Annotated in this window: 12 protein-coding genes; 6 read left to right on the top strand and 6 right to left on the bottom strand. The window is 70.8% G+C overall.

Features of this window, described 5'->3' with window-relative positions; translation table 11 throughout:
* Positions 1–9: 9 nt before the first annotated feature.
* The 3 genes from ACFVYF_RS20465 to ACFVYF_RS20455 all read right to left on the bottom strand — a co-directional run bounded on the left by ACFVYF_RS20465 (position 10) and on the right by ACFVYF_RS20455 (position 4,507).
* A complete protein-coding gene (locus ACFVYF_RS20465; protein WP_389457181.1) occupies positions 10–1,794 on the bottom strand; it encodes a M4 family metallopeptidase in 1,785 nt (594 codons plus the stop codon).
* Positions 1,795–2,120: 326 nt separating this feature from the next.
* Complete coding sequence (locus ACFVYF_RS20460; protein ID WP_389457179.1) at positions 2,121–3,440, bottom strand: polyprenyl synthetase family protein; 1,320 nt, start codon at positions 3,438–3,440, stop codon at positions 2,121–2,123.
* A complete protein-coding gene (locus ACFVYF_RS20455) occupies positions 3,437–4,507 on the bottom strand; it encodes a tetratricopeptide repeat protein (RefSeq protein ID WP_389457177.1) in 1,071 nt (356 codons plus the stop codon). Before ACFVYF_RS20455 ends, ACFVYF_RS20460 begins: the two co-directional genes overlap by 4 nt.
* Before the next feature lie 382 nt (positions 4,508–4,889).
* Here ACFVYF_RS20455 and ACFVYF_RS20450 point away from each other — a divergent pair, with 382 nt between their 5' ends.
* The 3 genes from ACFVYF_RS20450 to ACFVYF_RS20440 all read left to right on the top strand — a co-directional run bounded on the left by ACFVYF_RS20450 (position 4,890) and on the right by ACFVYF_RS20440 (position 7,515).
* The gene (locus ACFVYF_RS20450) at positions 4,890–5,960 is read left to right on the top strand and encodes a lipocalin-like domain-containing protein (RefSeq protein WP_389457175.1); all 1,071 of its coding nucleotides are present in this window, start codon (positions 4,890–4,892) and stop codon (positions 5,958–5,960) included.
* 152 nt (positions 5,961–6,112) lie between these two features.
* Positions 6,113–6,754, top strand: coding sequence for a TetR/AcrR family transcriptional regulator (locus ACFVYF_RS20445; protein ID WP_389457173.1), 642 nt, complete (start codon positions 6,113–6,115; stop codon positions 6,752–6,754).
* A 134-nt stretch (positions 6,755–6,888) separates the two neighbouring features.
* Positions 6,889–7,515: an alpha-ketoglutarate-dependent dioxygenase AlkB gene (locus ACFVYF_RS20440; RefSeq protein WP_389457171.1), complete on the top strand. Its 627-nt coding sequence runs from the start codon at positions 6,889–6,891 to the stop codon at positions 7,513–7,515.
* A gap of 14 nt (positions 7,516–7,529) precedes the next feature.
* Here the strand turns inward: ACFVYF_RS20440 and ACFVYF_RS20435 are convergent, their stop codons facing one another.
* From ACFVYF_RS20435 to ACFVYF_RS20425, 3 genes are all read right to left on the bottom strand, one after another.
* Positions 7,530–8,114, bottom strand: a complete 585-nt coding sequence (locus ACFVYF_RS20435) for a TetR family transcriptional regulator (protein ID WP_389457169.1) — start codon at positions 8,112–8,114, stop codon at positions 7,530–7,532.
* A gap of 2 nt (positions 8,115–8,116) precedes the next feature.
* Complete coding sequence (locus tag ACFVYF_RS20430) at positions 8,117–9,637, bottom strand: MFS transporter (protein ID WP_389457167.1); 1,521 nt, start codon at positions 9,635–9,637, stop codon at positions 8,117–8,119.
* An 89-nt stretch (positions 9,638–9,726) separates the two neighbouring features.
* Positions 9,727–10,932: an FAD-dependent monooxygenase gene (locus ACFVYF_RS20425; protein WP_389457165.1), complete on the bottom strand. Its 1,206-nt coding sequence runs from the start codon at positions 10,930–10,932 to the stop codon at positions 9,727–9,729.
* A gap of 448 nt (positions 10,933–11,380) precedes the next feature.
* Here ACFVYF_RS20425 and ACFVYF_RS20420 point away from each other — a divergent pair, with 448 nt between their 5' ends.
* The 3 genes from ACFVYF_RS20420 (at position 11,381) to ACFVYF_RS20410 (ending at position 13,173) form a co-directional block, all read left to right on the top strand.
* Complete coding sequence (locus ACFVYF_RS20420) at positions 11,381–11,749, top strand: tyrosinase cofactor (protein ID WP_389457164.1); 369 nt, start codon at positions 11,381–11,383, stop codon at positions 11,747–11,749.
* 33 nt (positions 11,750–11,782) lie between these two features.
* Positions 11,783–12,607, top strand: coding sequence for a tyrosinase family protein (locus tag ACFVYF_RS20415; RefSeq protein ID WP_389457162.1), 825 nt, complete (start codon positions 11,783–11,785; stop codon positions 12,605–12,607).
* Between the two features lie 113 nt (positions 12,608–12,720).
* Positions 12,721–13,173 (top strand): SRPBCC family protein, encoded by a 453-nt coding sequence (locus ACFVYF_RS20410; RefSeq protein ID WP_389457160.1) that lies wholly within the window; start codon positions 12,721–12,723, stop codon positions 13,171–13,173.
* Positions 13,174–13,196 lie beyond the last annotated feature (23 nt).

The following is a 13,196-nucleotide window of genomic DNA, read 5'->3' as shown; positions in this document are numbered from 1 at the left end:
CGTCGTCCGTCAGCGCCCGGCAGGGGTGTTGGCGGGGGTGACGTTGACGGCGGCCCAGGACTGGTCCACCGTCTTGTACTCCGTGCTGTCCGCCCCGTACATGTCGGCGGCGGCCTTGAGCGTCGCCGCGCGCGCGTCGTGGAAGTCGGTCGTGGAGACCATGTAGCGGGTGAGCGCCCGGTAGAAGATGGCGGTGGCCTTGGTGCGGCCGATGCCGGTGACCTGCGAACCGTCGTAGGTGGGCGAGTCGTACTTGACGCTGCCGATCGTCTTGCGGCCACTGCCCTCGGCCAGCAGGTAGTAGGCGTGCGAGGAGACACCGGAACCCGCGTGGACCTCGGTGTCGTAGGCCTCGGGCGCCCAGTAGTCGACGGTCCCCTCGAGCTTGTCGAGGGAGGGCTTGTCGAGGCGGCGCAGGAACTTCTGCGCCAGGCCGAGCTTCTCGCCCAGGAGGTAGTTCGGCGGGTTCTTCGGGTTGTTGGTGGAGAACTCGACCGCCGAGCCGAAGATGTCGGCGAGGGACTCGTTGAGGGAACCGGGCTCGCCGTACTGGTTGCCGTCCGCGTCGACCCGGGTGGGCTCCAGGGCGGCGGTGGCGTCGACGACTCCGTGGGTCAGCTCGTGACCGGTGACGTCGAGGACGACGAGCGGCTTCTTGAAGAGGTCCCCGTCACCGTCGCCGTAGAGCATGCACCCGCAGGCGGAGTCCCAGAAGGCGTTGCCGACCTTGCGCCCGAAGTGGACCATGGCCTTGGCGCCGGTGCTGTTGTTCTTGATGCCCTTGCGGCCGAAGGTCTTCTTGTAGAAGTCCAGGGTCTTGGTGATGCCGTACTGGGCGTCGACCGCTGCGGTGGCCCGGCTGGAGGTGGCGCCGTTGCCCCACTTGTTGTCGCCGTCGGTGAACTTCTTGCCGCGCGAGAACGCCTCCAGCTCCTGACCCTTGGCATCCCGGGTCTCGGTGTTCCAGCGGTTGGGGTCCTTGAGGACGTAGCTGGTCCGGGCGGTCCGGGTGGTGGTCAGCGGCACCTTGCCGACGAACAGGGAGGCGCCCGTGCCCGAAGCGGTCGACGGATAGCTGGTGGCGGCGGCACCGGTGAGGAGCGCGGACGGGGTGCCCGCGTCCACCGCCGGACCCGTGGCCGGGTTCAGCTTCTCGCCCCGCTTGCGCAGCGTCTCACCGAGAGCCGGCGAGATGAACTCGTCGGTGTCGGGGGTGTTGCTGCGCACCGCGCCGGTCCGTGCGTCCACGACGACCGTGCGGGAACCGCCGGCCTCCGTGGTGTCGCTGTCCGTCACCCGCACCTGGTAGGCGAGTACGGAGGCGCCGTCCCGCGCGTCCACCACGAGTTCGGCGTTGCCGGCGTCGCCCTGCGCGACCTCGGCGGCCTTCCGCTCGGCCTGCCCGGCCGTGAGCTTCGCCTGCGTCGTGGCCGGCTCCACCTTGTGGTCGGCGGCCCGGGTCACGCCCAGGTAGGCGGAACGCTCGCTGAGGTGGACGACCAGGTCGCCGCCGAGGACGGGCATCCCGCGGTGCGTGCGGACGAATCGGACGTGCAGCTTGCCGTCCGGGTCGGTCATGACGTCCTTGGCCTGGAGGGTGTCGTCCTCGGTGACACCAGTGGCCGTCGCGTGGGCGAAGGCGGCCGCGCGGGCCGCTTCCACGGGCGAGGACGCCGAACTCGCGGCACGAGCGGGCGAGTCGGGGACGGCCGCGAAGGCGGGGGCTGCCGGCAGCGTGGCGGCCGTCGTCACCGCGACGGCGATCGCCACGCTGCGTATGTGGGGTCTACGCACTGAGTTCCTTCGAACAGGGGCGGCCGGGATCGCCAACCACCCTGACGCGCGGCACTGTTGGGCACCGCGGGGGCTGTCGGGCCCCGTTGCGGAACTCTCACCGATTCCTCATGTACATGTAAAGGCGAAAGATCCCCTTTGCGTTCTTCGGGGCGATCTCTTTACGAATGTTCACTTCAGGGTGATCGGTGGGTGACCAACTGTGTGTCGTCCGGACAGATGTGAGGGGAGATGAGCTGGTTGCCTCACGGAGCCCGCCGACGGGTGAATGTGACCCATGTCGCACTGCCTCCGGCCCGCAGGTCCGGGCCGGAGGCACGAGAGCGTCAGACCGTCCGGTGGGTGAGCGCGGCGAGCAGGGTCCGCAGATCGGCCGTCGCGCCGGGGTCCAGCGGCGCGGCCGCCAGCAGCGCGTGGGCCCGGGCGAGATGCCGCCGAGCCTCCCGCAGCGCCGCGGAGCGGCCACCGCACTGCTCGACCAGCGTCGCGGCCCGGCGCACACCGGCGTCGTCGAGCGCAGGCCGGGAGGTGAGGAGTTCGGCGAGCCCGGCCCCTTCGGCGGTGTCCAGGGCGGCCAGGACCGGAAGGGTCTTCTTCGCCTGGCGCAGGTCGCTGTGCACCGGTTTGCCGGTGACCGCCGGGTCGCCCCAGATCCCCAGCAGATCGTCGACGATCTGGAAGGTCACCCCCAGATGGCGCCCGATGCGGTCCAGCGTGGCCACCGTCCCCGCCGGCGCTCCCGCCAGCTGGGCCCCCAGGGCGAGCGCGCAGCCGAGCAGGGCGCCGGTCTTGCGCTCGGCCATCGTCTCGTACGCGCTCACGGTCACCGCGCCGGGGCCCGTCCACGGGCGGCGGGCGAAGAGCAGGTCGTCGGCCTGTCCATGGACGAGATCACCGAGGGCCGTGGTCAGGAGGCGTACGGCTCCTGGGGTGTGCGGGCTGTCGGGCCCACGCGTGTCCGGGGTGACGGGCCCACGCGTGTCCGGGGTGGCGATCCCACGCGTGTCCGAGGTGACGGGCCCACGCGTGTCCGAGGTGACGGGCCCACGCGTGTCCGAGGTGACGGGCCCACGCGTGTCCGAGGTGGCGATCCCACGGGTGTCCGGGGTGGCGGCCCCGAAGATGTCCGAGGTGGCGGCCCCGGGCGCCGAGCTCCCGCCCGTCAGGGTCTCGACGGCCAGGGCGAAGAGCGCGTCGCCGGCCAGGACCGCCGGCCCGGTGCCGTACGCCTTCCACACCGCGGGGCGGCCCCGGCGCACCGGGTCGCCGTCCATGATGTCGTCGTGCAACAGCGAGAAGGTGTGCACGAGTTCGACCGATACGGCGGCCGGTACCCCCGTCGCGGCGGACGCCCCCGCCGCCTCCGCGCCGAGCACCGCCAACGCCTGCCGGACACCCTTGCCCGAGCTGTGGGCGGCGGGGGCGCCACCGACCTCCCTGCGGCCCAGCGCGTAGCCGGCCATCTCCTCCACCCAGGGGTGCAGCGTGCCGAGGGCCTCCGTCAACGCGGGCGCGACGAGCGTGCGACAGCGGTGCAGCAGAGCGGCTGCACCACCGCCCGGCTGACCACTATCCGCAAGCGCGCCCGAGGCATCGACGAGCGGTGGGCTCACGGGTCCCACGAGGGACGAGACCAGAGCCGTCATCGGGCGGCCACCGCATCCGAGGAGGGAGAGGAGGCCGGCGCCCGGTCGAGGCCGAGTTCCGTGCGGGCCCGGTCGATCATCGCGCGGGCGCGCCGGAGGCCGATGTCGTCCAGAATCCCGGCCAGTTCGGCCAGATCGGCGGCGGTGAGGGCGCGGTCCCGGCCCAGACGCGCCAGCGACTTGACCAGTCCGAGCCGGGCCAGTGCCCGGCCGCGCGGCTCGCTCATCCCGTCGAACTCGGCGAGCGCCTGCGTATAGAAGTCCCGCGCCTCCTCGTAACGCCCCGCGCGGTAAAGGACGTTGGCCCGCATCTTGTGGTTGTAGGCCAGTGCGCTGACCAGGTTCATCTCCCGGCAGGAGACCTCCGCCTCGCTCAGCAGTTCCAGCGCGCGCCCGGTGTCGCCGTCGCGCACGGAGACGATGTCGGCCAGCCCGCGCAGGGCCCAGGCGTGGCCGCGCCGGTCCTCGGCGCGGGCGGCTATCTCGGCGGCTTCCTCGAACATGGCGTACGCGGTGTCGTACGAGCCGGTGTTGCGGTGTATCTGGGCGATGCCTTCCAGGGCCCACACGGTGTGGCGTGCCTCGCCGCGCTTCCTGGCCTCGGCGAGGAGCTGCTCGTGCAGCGTGGTCACCGCCTCGTAGTCGCCCTGGATCCGGCCGGTCTCCGCCATGCCCGCGAGCGAGTAGCCGCGGACCACCACGTCCCCCGCGTGCTCGCCGAGTTCGGCGGCCAGCCGCAGCAGTCGCCAGGCCAGGGGGAACGCGCCCCGCTGCCGCGCGAGCGTGCCGCCGCTCCACAGCGCCCAGGCCATGGCTCCGGTGTCGCCGGCCTCGCGGGCGGTGCGGTAACTCGCCTTCCAGGCCCGGTCCGCGTCCGCCACCTGACCGAGCCGGCGGTGTGCCTCGGCGACCGCCAGGCCCGAGCGGGCGGCCTCGCCCCGCGCTCCGGCACGCTCGGCGGCGCGCAGCTGCTCGGTGCCGGCCGCCAGGACGTCCGTCAGCGAGGAGTTCACCGACAGGGTGGTCAAAGCGCCCTGGTACTCCGGGGCGAAGGCCTTGCTGTACATGAATGCCTTTCGGTCTGCCGCCGACCGGGACTGCCGCCCCGTCGGAGGATGCTGAACGTCGCCGGGCGGACGGCCGAGCACAGGACCATGCGCACTCCACTCACACGCCTCACGTATACCAGGCATGTATACACTTGATGTATACACGGAGTGTATAGCACCCGCGGCATCAGCCCGGGAATCCTCGCTCCACCGCGGCCGCGCCACCGACCCGTTGCCGATCAAGACGACGACAGCACCCGTGAGGTTGCCTCCCGGAGGTGACGGTTCCGTTCCTCACCTTGCCGCTAATTGACGGGCGCCTAATATCGAGCCCCGGGGGCCGAGCGCTGGAACGTCCGCAGAGAGTGAGGCGACGATGTCCCGTCCCGAGGTGTGCCGCATGGCCGAGGAGGCCGCGGACTACGAACGTCTGGGTATCGCCCGGGGTGACATCGCGCCTTGGGAGGACGGGTTCCGCTCCCGCCCCGGCGGCCCGGGAACGTTCGAGTGGTGGTACTTCGACGCCGTACTCGACGACGGCTCGACCCTGGTGATCAACTTCATGACCAAGGATTTTCGCGTCGGCAAGGGCGTGGACCAGCCGCCGGCACCCGTGGTCACCCTCGAGCTCGACCGCCCCGACGGCACTCACATCGAGCGCACCGCCCCGGCGCACGGGGACGACTACACGCTCGCCACCGACCGCTGCGATGTCAGGATCGGCACCAACACGTTCGCCGGGGACCTGCACACGTATCGCATCCATGTCGACCTCGACGGAATCGGCGCCGACGTCACGCTGACGGGTCAGGTGCCCTCCTGGCGACCGGAGACCGGACATGTGCTGTTCGGCGACTCCAAGCCGCGCTACTTCGCGTGGCTGCCCTCCGTCCCCCAGGGGCGCGTCGAGGCCACTCTCACCGTCGACGGCACCACCGAGACGCTCACCGGCACGGGCTACCACGACCACAACTGGGGCGACGCGGCCATGCAGCGCCTCATGCACCACTGGTACTGGGCCCGCGCCCAGGCGGGCGACTACACCGTCATCGCCTCGTACATCACGGCCGAGAAGAAGTTCGGCTTCACGGAAGTCCCGATCTTCATGCTCGCCAGGGGCGGCAGGATCGTGGCCGACAAGGGTTCCCTGGTGCGCTTCACGAAGTCGGACGAGCGGACCGACCCGGTGACCGGAAAGCCCGTGGCCGACACGCTCGTCTACGACTACGACGCCACCGGCGAGGGCGGTGGGCGCTACCGGGTGACCTTCCGGCGCGAGAGGACGATCGTGCAGGACCGCATGATCGAGTCCCTGAAGGGCCTCAAGCGTGTACTGGCCCGGTTCGCCGGGTTCGACGGGGCCTACCTGCGCTTCACCGGCCAGGTCACCGTGGAGGACCTCGGCCACGGGGAGGCCGAGAGCGTGAGCGCGCCGGCCCTGTGGGAGCTCATGTACTTCGGCAAGCACTGACCGGTGGCCCGTGCCCGTCGTCGTGGTGCCGGCTGACCACCGGGTCGGTCCGGCGCCGACTCCGGACCGACCTGCGGCGCACGGCATCATATCGGCCTAATTGACATATATCAATTAACTGGGCAGAGGCGATTCGACCTTACGATGACGCCATGCTGAAGCCCGCGCGACCGAAGGGACGCCCGCCCAAGGACGAGGCCCCCGCCGCCCCGGAAGAAGGGGTTCTGCAGGCAGCGCTGATCGCGTTCGCCACGCACGGCTTCCAGGGAACGTCGGTCCGCACGCTCAATCGCGAGCTGGGCGTGAGCCACAACCTGCTCCACCAGCGCTTCGGCTCCAAGGAGGCCATCTGGCGGGCCGCCGTGGACTGGGGATTCGGCAAACTGGTGACCCAGCTGCTGGCGACGGACGACGAGTCGGCCGCACCGCTGACCCGGCTCCGCACCTTCGTACGCACCTTCTCGCGCTTCAACGCCGACCATCCCGAGCTGCAGCGGCTGATGAACATCGAGGGCGGCCAGGCCGGCGAACGGCTCGACTACATCATCAACACCTTCGTCTCACCGGTCATCGACCGCTTCCTGCCGCTGCGCGACGCGCTGGTGGAGAGCGGTGACATCCGGCCGGTACCGACCGAGGTGATGTACTACATGATCACTTCCGGTGGTGGAGCCATGTTCGCGAACCAGGCCATGACCGAGCGGCTCTTCACCCGCGCACCCCTGTCGCCCTCGCACAAGGACGAGTACGCGGACTGCGTCGCCGACCTCATCATGAACGCCCTGCGCCCCTGAACGCCCTGCGCCCCTGAGCGCCCGGTCCGGCCCTGGCCGTCGGCAGACAGCACCGTATCCCCCATCACGCGCACCTCGCCGCAGCACACCCACCATATGGAACACATTTTCGAATCTGGAGGTACGCTGCTGGTATGGGCATGAACCTCCAGGGCTCGCTGTTCGACCAGACCGACGACGTGGGCCTCAACCCGTTGAGCGAGCTGCGCCGTACCGAGCTGGGCGGCGGGGCCTGGATCGACCTGCTGCCGGGATGGCTCAGGGGCGCGGACGCGCTGTTCGAACGGCTCGTCTCCGACGTCCCCTGGCGGGCCGAGCGCCGGCAGATGTACGAGCAGGTCGTCGACGTACCGCGGTTGCTCGCGTACTACCGGTCCGGCGACGAACTGCCGGACCCGGTCCTCGACGAGGCGCGCGAGGCGCTCTGCGCGCACTATGCCGCCGAGCTCGGGGAGCCGTTCACGACAGCGGGTCTCTGCTACTACCGGGACGGGCGCGACAGCGTCGCCTGGCACGGTGACCGGATCGGGCGGGGTGCGCGCGAGGACACCATGGTCGCGATCGTCTCGGTCGGCGCGGCCCGCGATCTGGCGCTGCGCCCCCGCCGGGGCGGCGAGAGCCGCCGGTATCCCCTCGGGCACGGCGATCTGATCGTGATGGGCGGCTCCTGCCAGCGGACCTGGGAGCACGCCGTCCCCAAGACGGCACGCGCCACCGGCCCCCGCATCAGCATCCAGTTCCGCCCGCAGGGCGTGAACTGACCCCACCGTCCGCGCTACGCCAGCTGCGCCTGGACGGCCGGGGCGTATCGCTCGACGATGTCCTCGACCTCGGCCCCCCGCAGATGCGTGCCGCGGGCGATGCCGTACATCACACCGAGGCCGAGCAGGGTGCTGACCGCGAGCTCGGCGCGCAGTCCGGCGTCGGGGCCGGTGAGCCGCTCGGCGAGGCGTTCGCTGACCTGCGTACGGAAGTTGGTGCGCAGGATGTCGCCCTGCTCACCGTGGAGCGGGGCGAAGACGATCCGCAGGATGGGGTCGGCACCCTGGTCCCGCTGGCTGACGAGCAGGTGCCGGACCATGTGCCGCCCCAGCTCGTCCAGCGGCGCGTCGAGGAGGGCGGTGACATCCAGCTCGAAGGACATCACGCGCGCGAAGAGCGTGTCCTTGTTGCCGAAGTACTTCAGGACGAGGGGTGCGCTGACGCCCGCGCGGTCCGCGATCGCCTTCAGCGTGATGTCCGCGTGGGGGTGCCGTGCCAGCAGATGGCGGGCCGCTCGCAGGATGGCCGCCTTCGTCGCCTCGGCGTCACGGCGCGCCGGCGCGTCCGCGGCGAGGCTGGGGGACGGAGTGCTCACCATGCTCAGGCTCCTTCCAGTGCCTCGTCTTCGCGCGCCTCGGACCGGCCCGCCTCCGTACGGCCCGCTCCCGCACTGCGGCGGTCCGCTCCCGTACGGCCGCGGACCCGGGCGCCGGGGGTGGTGGGGTCGGCCGGTATGGACAGGGCGGCGGCGCAGGCCAACAGGGCGACCGTACCCGCCATGGCGAACGCCAGCAGATAGCCGTGCAGGGTGGGCACAGCGACGCCGCCGAGCAGGCTGGTGTGATGGACGAGCACGGCGGCGACGGCGGCGCTGCACACGGCCTGGCCGATGGTCCGCATCAGTACGTTGACGCCGTTGGCGGACGCGGTCTGGCCGGCCGGGACGGCACGCAGGATCAGGGTGGGCAGCGCCGAGTAGGCGAAGGTCGTGCCGGTGGAGACGACCGTGGCGCCCACGATGATCACCCACAGGTCCCGGCTGTCCGCGATGCGTATGACGTAGCCGAGGACGATCACCGCGGCGCCGAGGGCCAGCGTCACGCGCGGGCCGCGGGCCGTCGAGATGCGCGCGGAGACGGGCGAGAGCAGCAGCATGGTCACGCCGCTGGGCAGCATGCACAGGCCGGTCGCCACGATGGACAGGCCGAGCCCGTATCCGGTGGCCTTGGGTGCCTGGACGAGCTGGGCGGTCACCAGGGAGTTGGCGTAGAAGCCGAAGCCGAGCAGGAGCGCGGTCAGGTGCGGCAGGGCGACGCGCGGCCGGGCGGCCAGCTTCAGGTCGACCAGCGGCCGGGCCGTCCGCCGCTGCTGCACCCACCAGGCGCTGAGGATGAGTACGCAGGCGACGAAGAGGCCGAGGATCCGCGGGCTGCCCCAGCCCCACTGGCCGCCTTGGGACACACCCAGCAGCAGACAGACCAGCCCCGCGGCGAGGCCGAGCGCACCGACCGTGTCGAAGCGTCCGGGCTCGCGGACCGGCGATTCGCGTACAGCCCACCAGGCGAGCGCGAGTCCGACGGCACCGAGCGCGCTGGTGGCCCAGAACATCACGTGCCAGTTCGCGTACTGGACGATCAGCGCGGCGAGCGGCAGGCCGAGCGCCGCACCGATGCCCACGGTGGAACTCATCAGCGCCACCGCGGAACCGGTGCGGTCCGGGGGGAGTTCGTCGCGCAGGATGCTGATCGACAGGGGTACGACGGCGGCCGCCGAGCCCTGCAATGCCCGTGCGGTGATGAGGATACTGATGTCGGAGGTCAGCGCACACATCACCGAGCCGACGGTCATCAGGGCGAGGGCGGCGAGCAGGACCCGCCGCTTGCCGTACATGTCTCCCGCACGGCCGAGCACCGGCGTCAGCACGGCGCCGGAGAGCAGGGTGGCGGTGACCGTCCAGGACACGGCGCCGGCGGAGGCGCCGGTCAGCCGGGGGAGGTCCGGCAGCAGGGGCACCACGACCGTCTGCATGACGGCCATGAGGATCCCGCCGAACGCCAGGACCGGGACCGTCAGCCGGCCGCGCAGGCCCCGCACGTCACGCCCGGCACGCTCGGCCGTCATGGGCACTCCAGAAAATCGGCACAAAAAAGAGGTGAATGGTGATTCACCATATCGAGTGAATCGCCATTCACCTAGTCCGGCCGGAGGGTTCAGCGCCCCGAGCGGGCCTGCACCGTGCGCGCCAGCCGCGGCCCCAGCCACCGCTTGAGCCGGCGCAGCGCCTCCAGCTGCCCGGCCGCGCGGTCGATCCGGTAGTAGAGCTGCGGCGGGACGTAGGGAAGCAGCGGGGAGTGCCGCTGGCCGAGCAGGGCGAACATCTGCGGGGGCGGCAGGCTGATGTAGCGCGGGAGGTTCTCGTACCACTGGGCGCTGTGCCGGGCCGCGCTCTGGATCGACAGGAGGGCGGACTTGCGCTCCCGCTCGTAGTGGGCGAGGGCCGGTGACAGCTCCGGGTGCGTGCGCAGGGCGTCCGCCAGCGAGATGGCGTCCTCCAGGGCGAGGGTGGTCCCCGCGCCGATGGAGTAGTGGGTGGTGTGGGCGGCGTCGCCGAGCAGGACGAGGTTGTCCCGGTGCCAGGTGCGGTTGGTGAGGGTACGGAAGTTGAGCCACTGGGCACTGCCGTCGCTCTGCGCCCGGCCGATCAGTGCGTGTCCGTCCAGCAGGTCCGCGAAGAGCTTCTCCAGCAGGGCCAGGCCGTCGGGCTCGGACGCCCGGTCGAGCCCGAGTCCGGTCCAGGTCTCCGGGGAGCACTCGATGACGCAGGTGCTGTGGTCCGCGCTGAAGCCGTAGCCGTAGCACCAGATCCAGCCGTGCTCGGTCTCGACGAACGCGAAGGTGAAGGAGTCGAAGACCTTGGTGGTGCCGAGCCAGAGATAGCGGTTGCGCCCGAGGGCGATCTCGCTGCCGAAGTGGTCGGCGTACCGCTCCCGCACACCGCTGTGGACCCCGTCGCCGGCGACGACGAGATCGGCCTCGGGGAGCGGGTCGGTGGCGGTGATCTCGTGCTCGTACTCCAGCCGTACGCCGAGGGACGCGGCGCGCTCGCCGAGGAGGTCGAGCAGCCGGCGCCGGCCGATGCCGAAGCCCTCGTCGCCGTGGTGCACGGTTCTGCGGTCGCGGACGAGGGCGACGCCGTCGCTCCAGCGCACCGAGTTCTCGGCGACGGCGAGGGCGGATTCGGGGTCTCCCGCACGGAGTTTGTCGAGCAGGCCTCCCCAGTACGTCACGCCCCAGCCGTAGGTGGATCCGGCCGGGTTGCGCTCGTGGACGGTGATCTCGTGGGACGGGTCCTGGAGCTTCATCAGGATCGAGAAGTACAGGCTTGCGGGTCCGCCACCGACGCACGCGATCTTCACGCGCACTCCCCTATGTTGCACAAAGCGGTCAATTGATCACGAAGAGTAGCAGGGGCAGAAGCGCGCTTCCGCGGAGCCGGCCGACGGGTTGACCCGAACGCCCCGCCCGCCGGTCACACCCGCGCACTCCCCCGGCATCGCACGGCCGGACCGGCCAACGGGCCCCGGGCGCACCCGCTTTCACGTCACCTTCCGCGCGTGAGCCACGCCACTCGACGGCCACCAGTTCCGCAAGATCATCACCGTGGACCCGCCGGCCGGGAGGAATTCCTCCTTCCGGGCATCGCGGACGCCCCGAACAGCAAGATCATCTTCGTTCAAACTTGCACGACATTTACTTAATTGTCCGGATCGCAGCCAACCGCATATCGACGATTTCCTCCCTTCTCCGACAGCCCGATAAGCATGCCGGGTCAGCACAGGAGAACTGTTTCCAGGAGGACTTCGCATGCCCGAGCTCACTCGTCGCCGCGCCCTCGGCGCCGCGGCCGTCCTGGCCGCGGCCGCCGGCGCGCAGGCCGTCGCCGCACCGCCCGCGTCCGCCGCCCCGGACCCGCACCACGGCGGACCCGAAAGCTTCGAAGAGGTCTACCGGGGCCGCCGCATAGCGGGCCGCCCCACCGCCGGCGGACACCATCACGGCGGCGGCTACGGCGTGTTCATAGACGGGGTCGAGCTGCACGTGATGCAGAACGCCGACGGCAGCTGGATCAGCGTCATCAGCCACTACGACCCCGTACCCACTCCGCGGGCGGCCGCCCGTGCCGCCGTCGTGGAGCTGCAAGGGGCGCCGCTCGTCCCCTTCCACGCCAACTGACCCGCCCCGCAAGCAGACTGGGATCTCCCGCACATGACCGTACGCAAGAACCAGGCCGTCCTCACCGCCGACGAGAAGCGGCGCTTCGTCGACGCCGTCCTCGAGCTCAAGCGCAGTGGCCGCTACGACAGGTTCGTCACGACCCACAACGCCTTCATCCTCGGTGACACCGACAACGGCGAGCGCACGGGCCACCGTTCACCGTCGTTCCTGCCCTGGCACCGCAGATTCCTGCTGGAGTTCGAGGAGGCGCTGCAAGCGGTCGACTCCTCCGTCGCGCTGCCCTACTGGGACTGGAGCGCCGACCGCTCCGTGCGCTCCTCGCTGTGGGCGCCGGACTTCCTCGGTGGCACCGGGCGCAGTCTGGACGGCCGGGTGATGGACGGGCCGTTCGCGGCCTCCGCCGGCAACTGGCCGATCAATGTACGGGTGGACAGCCGGACCTATCTGCGGCGCTCGCTCGGCACCGGCACCCGGGAGCTGCCGACCCGGGCGGACGTCGAGTCGGTCCTCGCCATGGCGGCGTACGACATGGCTCCCTGGAACAGCGCCTCGGACGGCTTCCGCAATCACCTGGAGGGCTGGCGGGGTGTCAACCTCCACAACCGGGTGCATGTCTGGGTGGGCGGCCAGATGGGCACCGGTGTCTCCCCCAACGACCCGGTCTTCTGGCTCCACCACGCCTTCGTGGACAAGCTGTGGGCCGAGTGGCAGCGCCGGCACCCGGGCTCCGGCTATGTGCCCACCGCCGGCACGCCCGATGTCATCGATCTCAACGACACGATGAAGCCGTGGAACGACGTGCGGCCGGCCGACCTGCTGGATCACACGGCGCACTACACCTTCGACACCGCCTGATCCCCCGGTCCGTCGCCACGGAAGCGGATCGCCGGGATTCGCTTCCTGGGGCCCGGGTACCCGCGCCGGACACCGTCCGGGTGGTCCGGACGGGTCCGAGAAGGAGGTAACCCGTGTCTCAGGTCGAGGAATCCATCGAGGTCGGCGTCCCGGTGCACACCGCGTACAACCAGTGGACGCAGTTCGAGACGTTCCCCGAGTTCATGAGCGGCGTCGAGCGCATCGAGCAGCGCACGGACACCCTCACCCACTGGGTGACCAATGTGAACGGGGTGCACAGGGAGTTCGACGCGGAGATCACCGAGCAGATCCCGGACGAGCGGGTCGCGTGGACGACCGTCGCCGGGCAGGCCAGGCAGGCGGGTGTGGTCACCTTCCACCACCTCGACGAGGGCCGGACCAAGGTGATGCTCCAGCTGGAGTTCGTTCCCGAGGGTGCCACCGAGACCGTCGGTGACAAGCTCGGCTTCGTCAAGCGCCAGACCAAGGGTGACCTGGAGCGCTTCAAGAAGTTCATCGAGTCCCGGGGCCTGGAGACGGGCGGCTGGCGCGGCACCATCGCGTGACCCCGGCCCGCTCCCGGTGCGGC

Origin of the sequence: Streptomyces sp. NPDC058274 (assembly GCF_042881375.1) — a bacterium.
Lineage (GTDB): Bacteria > Actinomycetota > Actinomycetes > Streptomycetales > Streptomycetaceae > Streptomyces.
Note: the sequence above shows the minus strand (reverse complement) of the source record. Positions and strands in the feature narration are given on the sequence as shown.

Coding starts and splice junctions, on each gene's coding strand:
- ACFVYF_RS20460 (WP_389457179.1), bottom strand. CDS start 3,440: ATGACGGCTCTGGTCTCGTCCCTCGTGGGACCCGTGAGCCCACCGCTC.
- ACFVYF_RS20455 (WP_389457177.1), bottom strand. CDS start 4,507: ATGTACAGCAAGGCCTTCGCCCCGGAGTACCAGGGCGCTTTGACCACC.
- ACFVYF_RS20450 (WP_389457175.1), top strand. CDS start 4,890: ATGGCCGAGGAGGCCGCGGACTACGAACGTCTGGGTATCGCCCGGGGT.
- ACFVYF_RS20445 (WP_389457173.1), top strand. CDS start 6,113: ATGCTGAAGCCCGCGCGACCGAAGGGACGCCCGCCCAAGGACGAGGCC.
- ACFVYF_RS20440 (WP_389457171.1), top strand. CDS start 6,889: ATGGGCATGAACCTCCAGGGCTCGCTGTTCGACCAGACCGACGACGTG.
- ACFVYF_RS20435 (WP_389457169.1), bottom strand. CDS start 8,114: ATGGTGAGCACTCCGTCCCCCAGCCTCGCCGCGGACGCGCCGGCGCGC.
- ACFVYF_RS20430 (WP_389457167.1), bottom strand. CDS start 9,637: ATGACGGCCGAGCGTGCCGGGCGTGACGTGCGGGGCCTGCGCGGCCGG.
- ACFVYF_RS20420 (WP_389457164.1), top strand. CDS start 11,381: ATGCCCGAGCTCACTCGTCGCCGCGCCCTCGGCGCCGCGGCCGTCCTG.
- ACFVYF_RS20415 (WP_389457162.1), top strand. CDS start 11,783: ATGACCGTACGCAAGAACCAGGCCGTCCTCACCGCCGACGAGAAGCGG.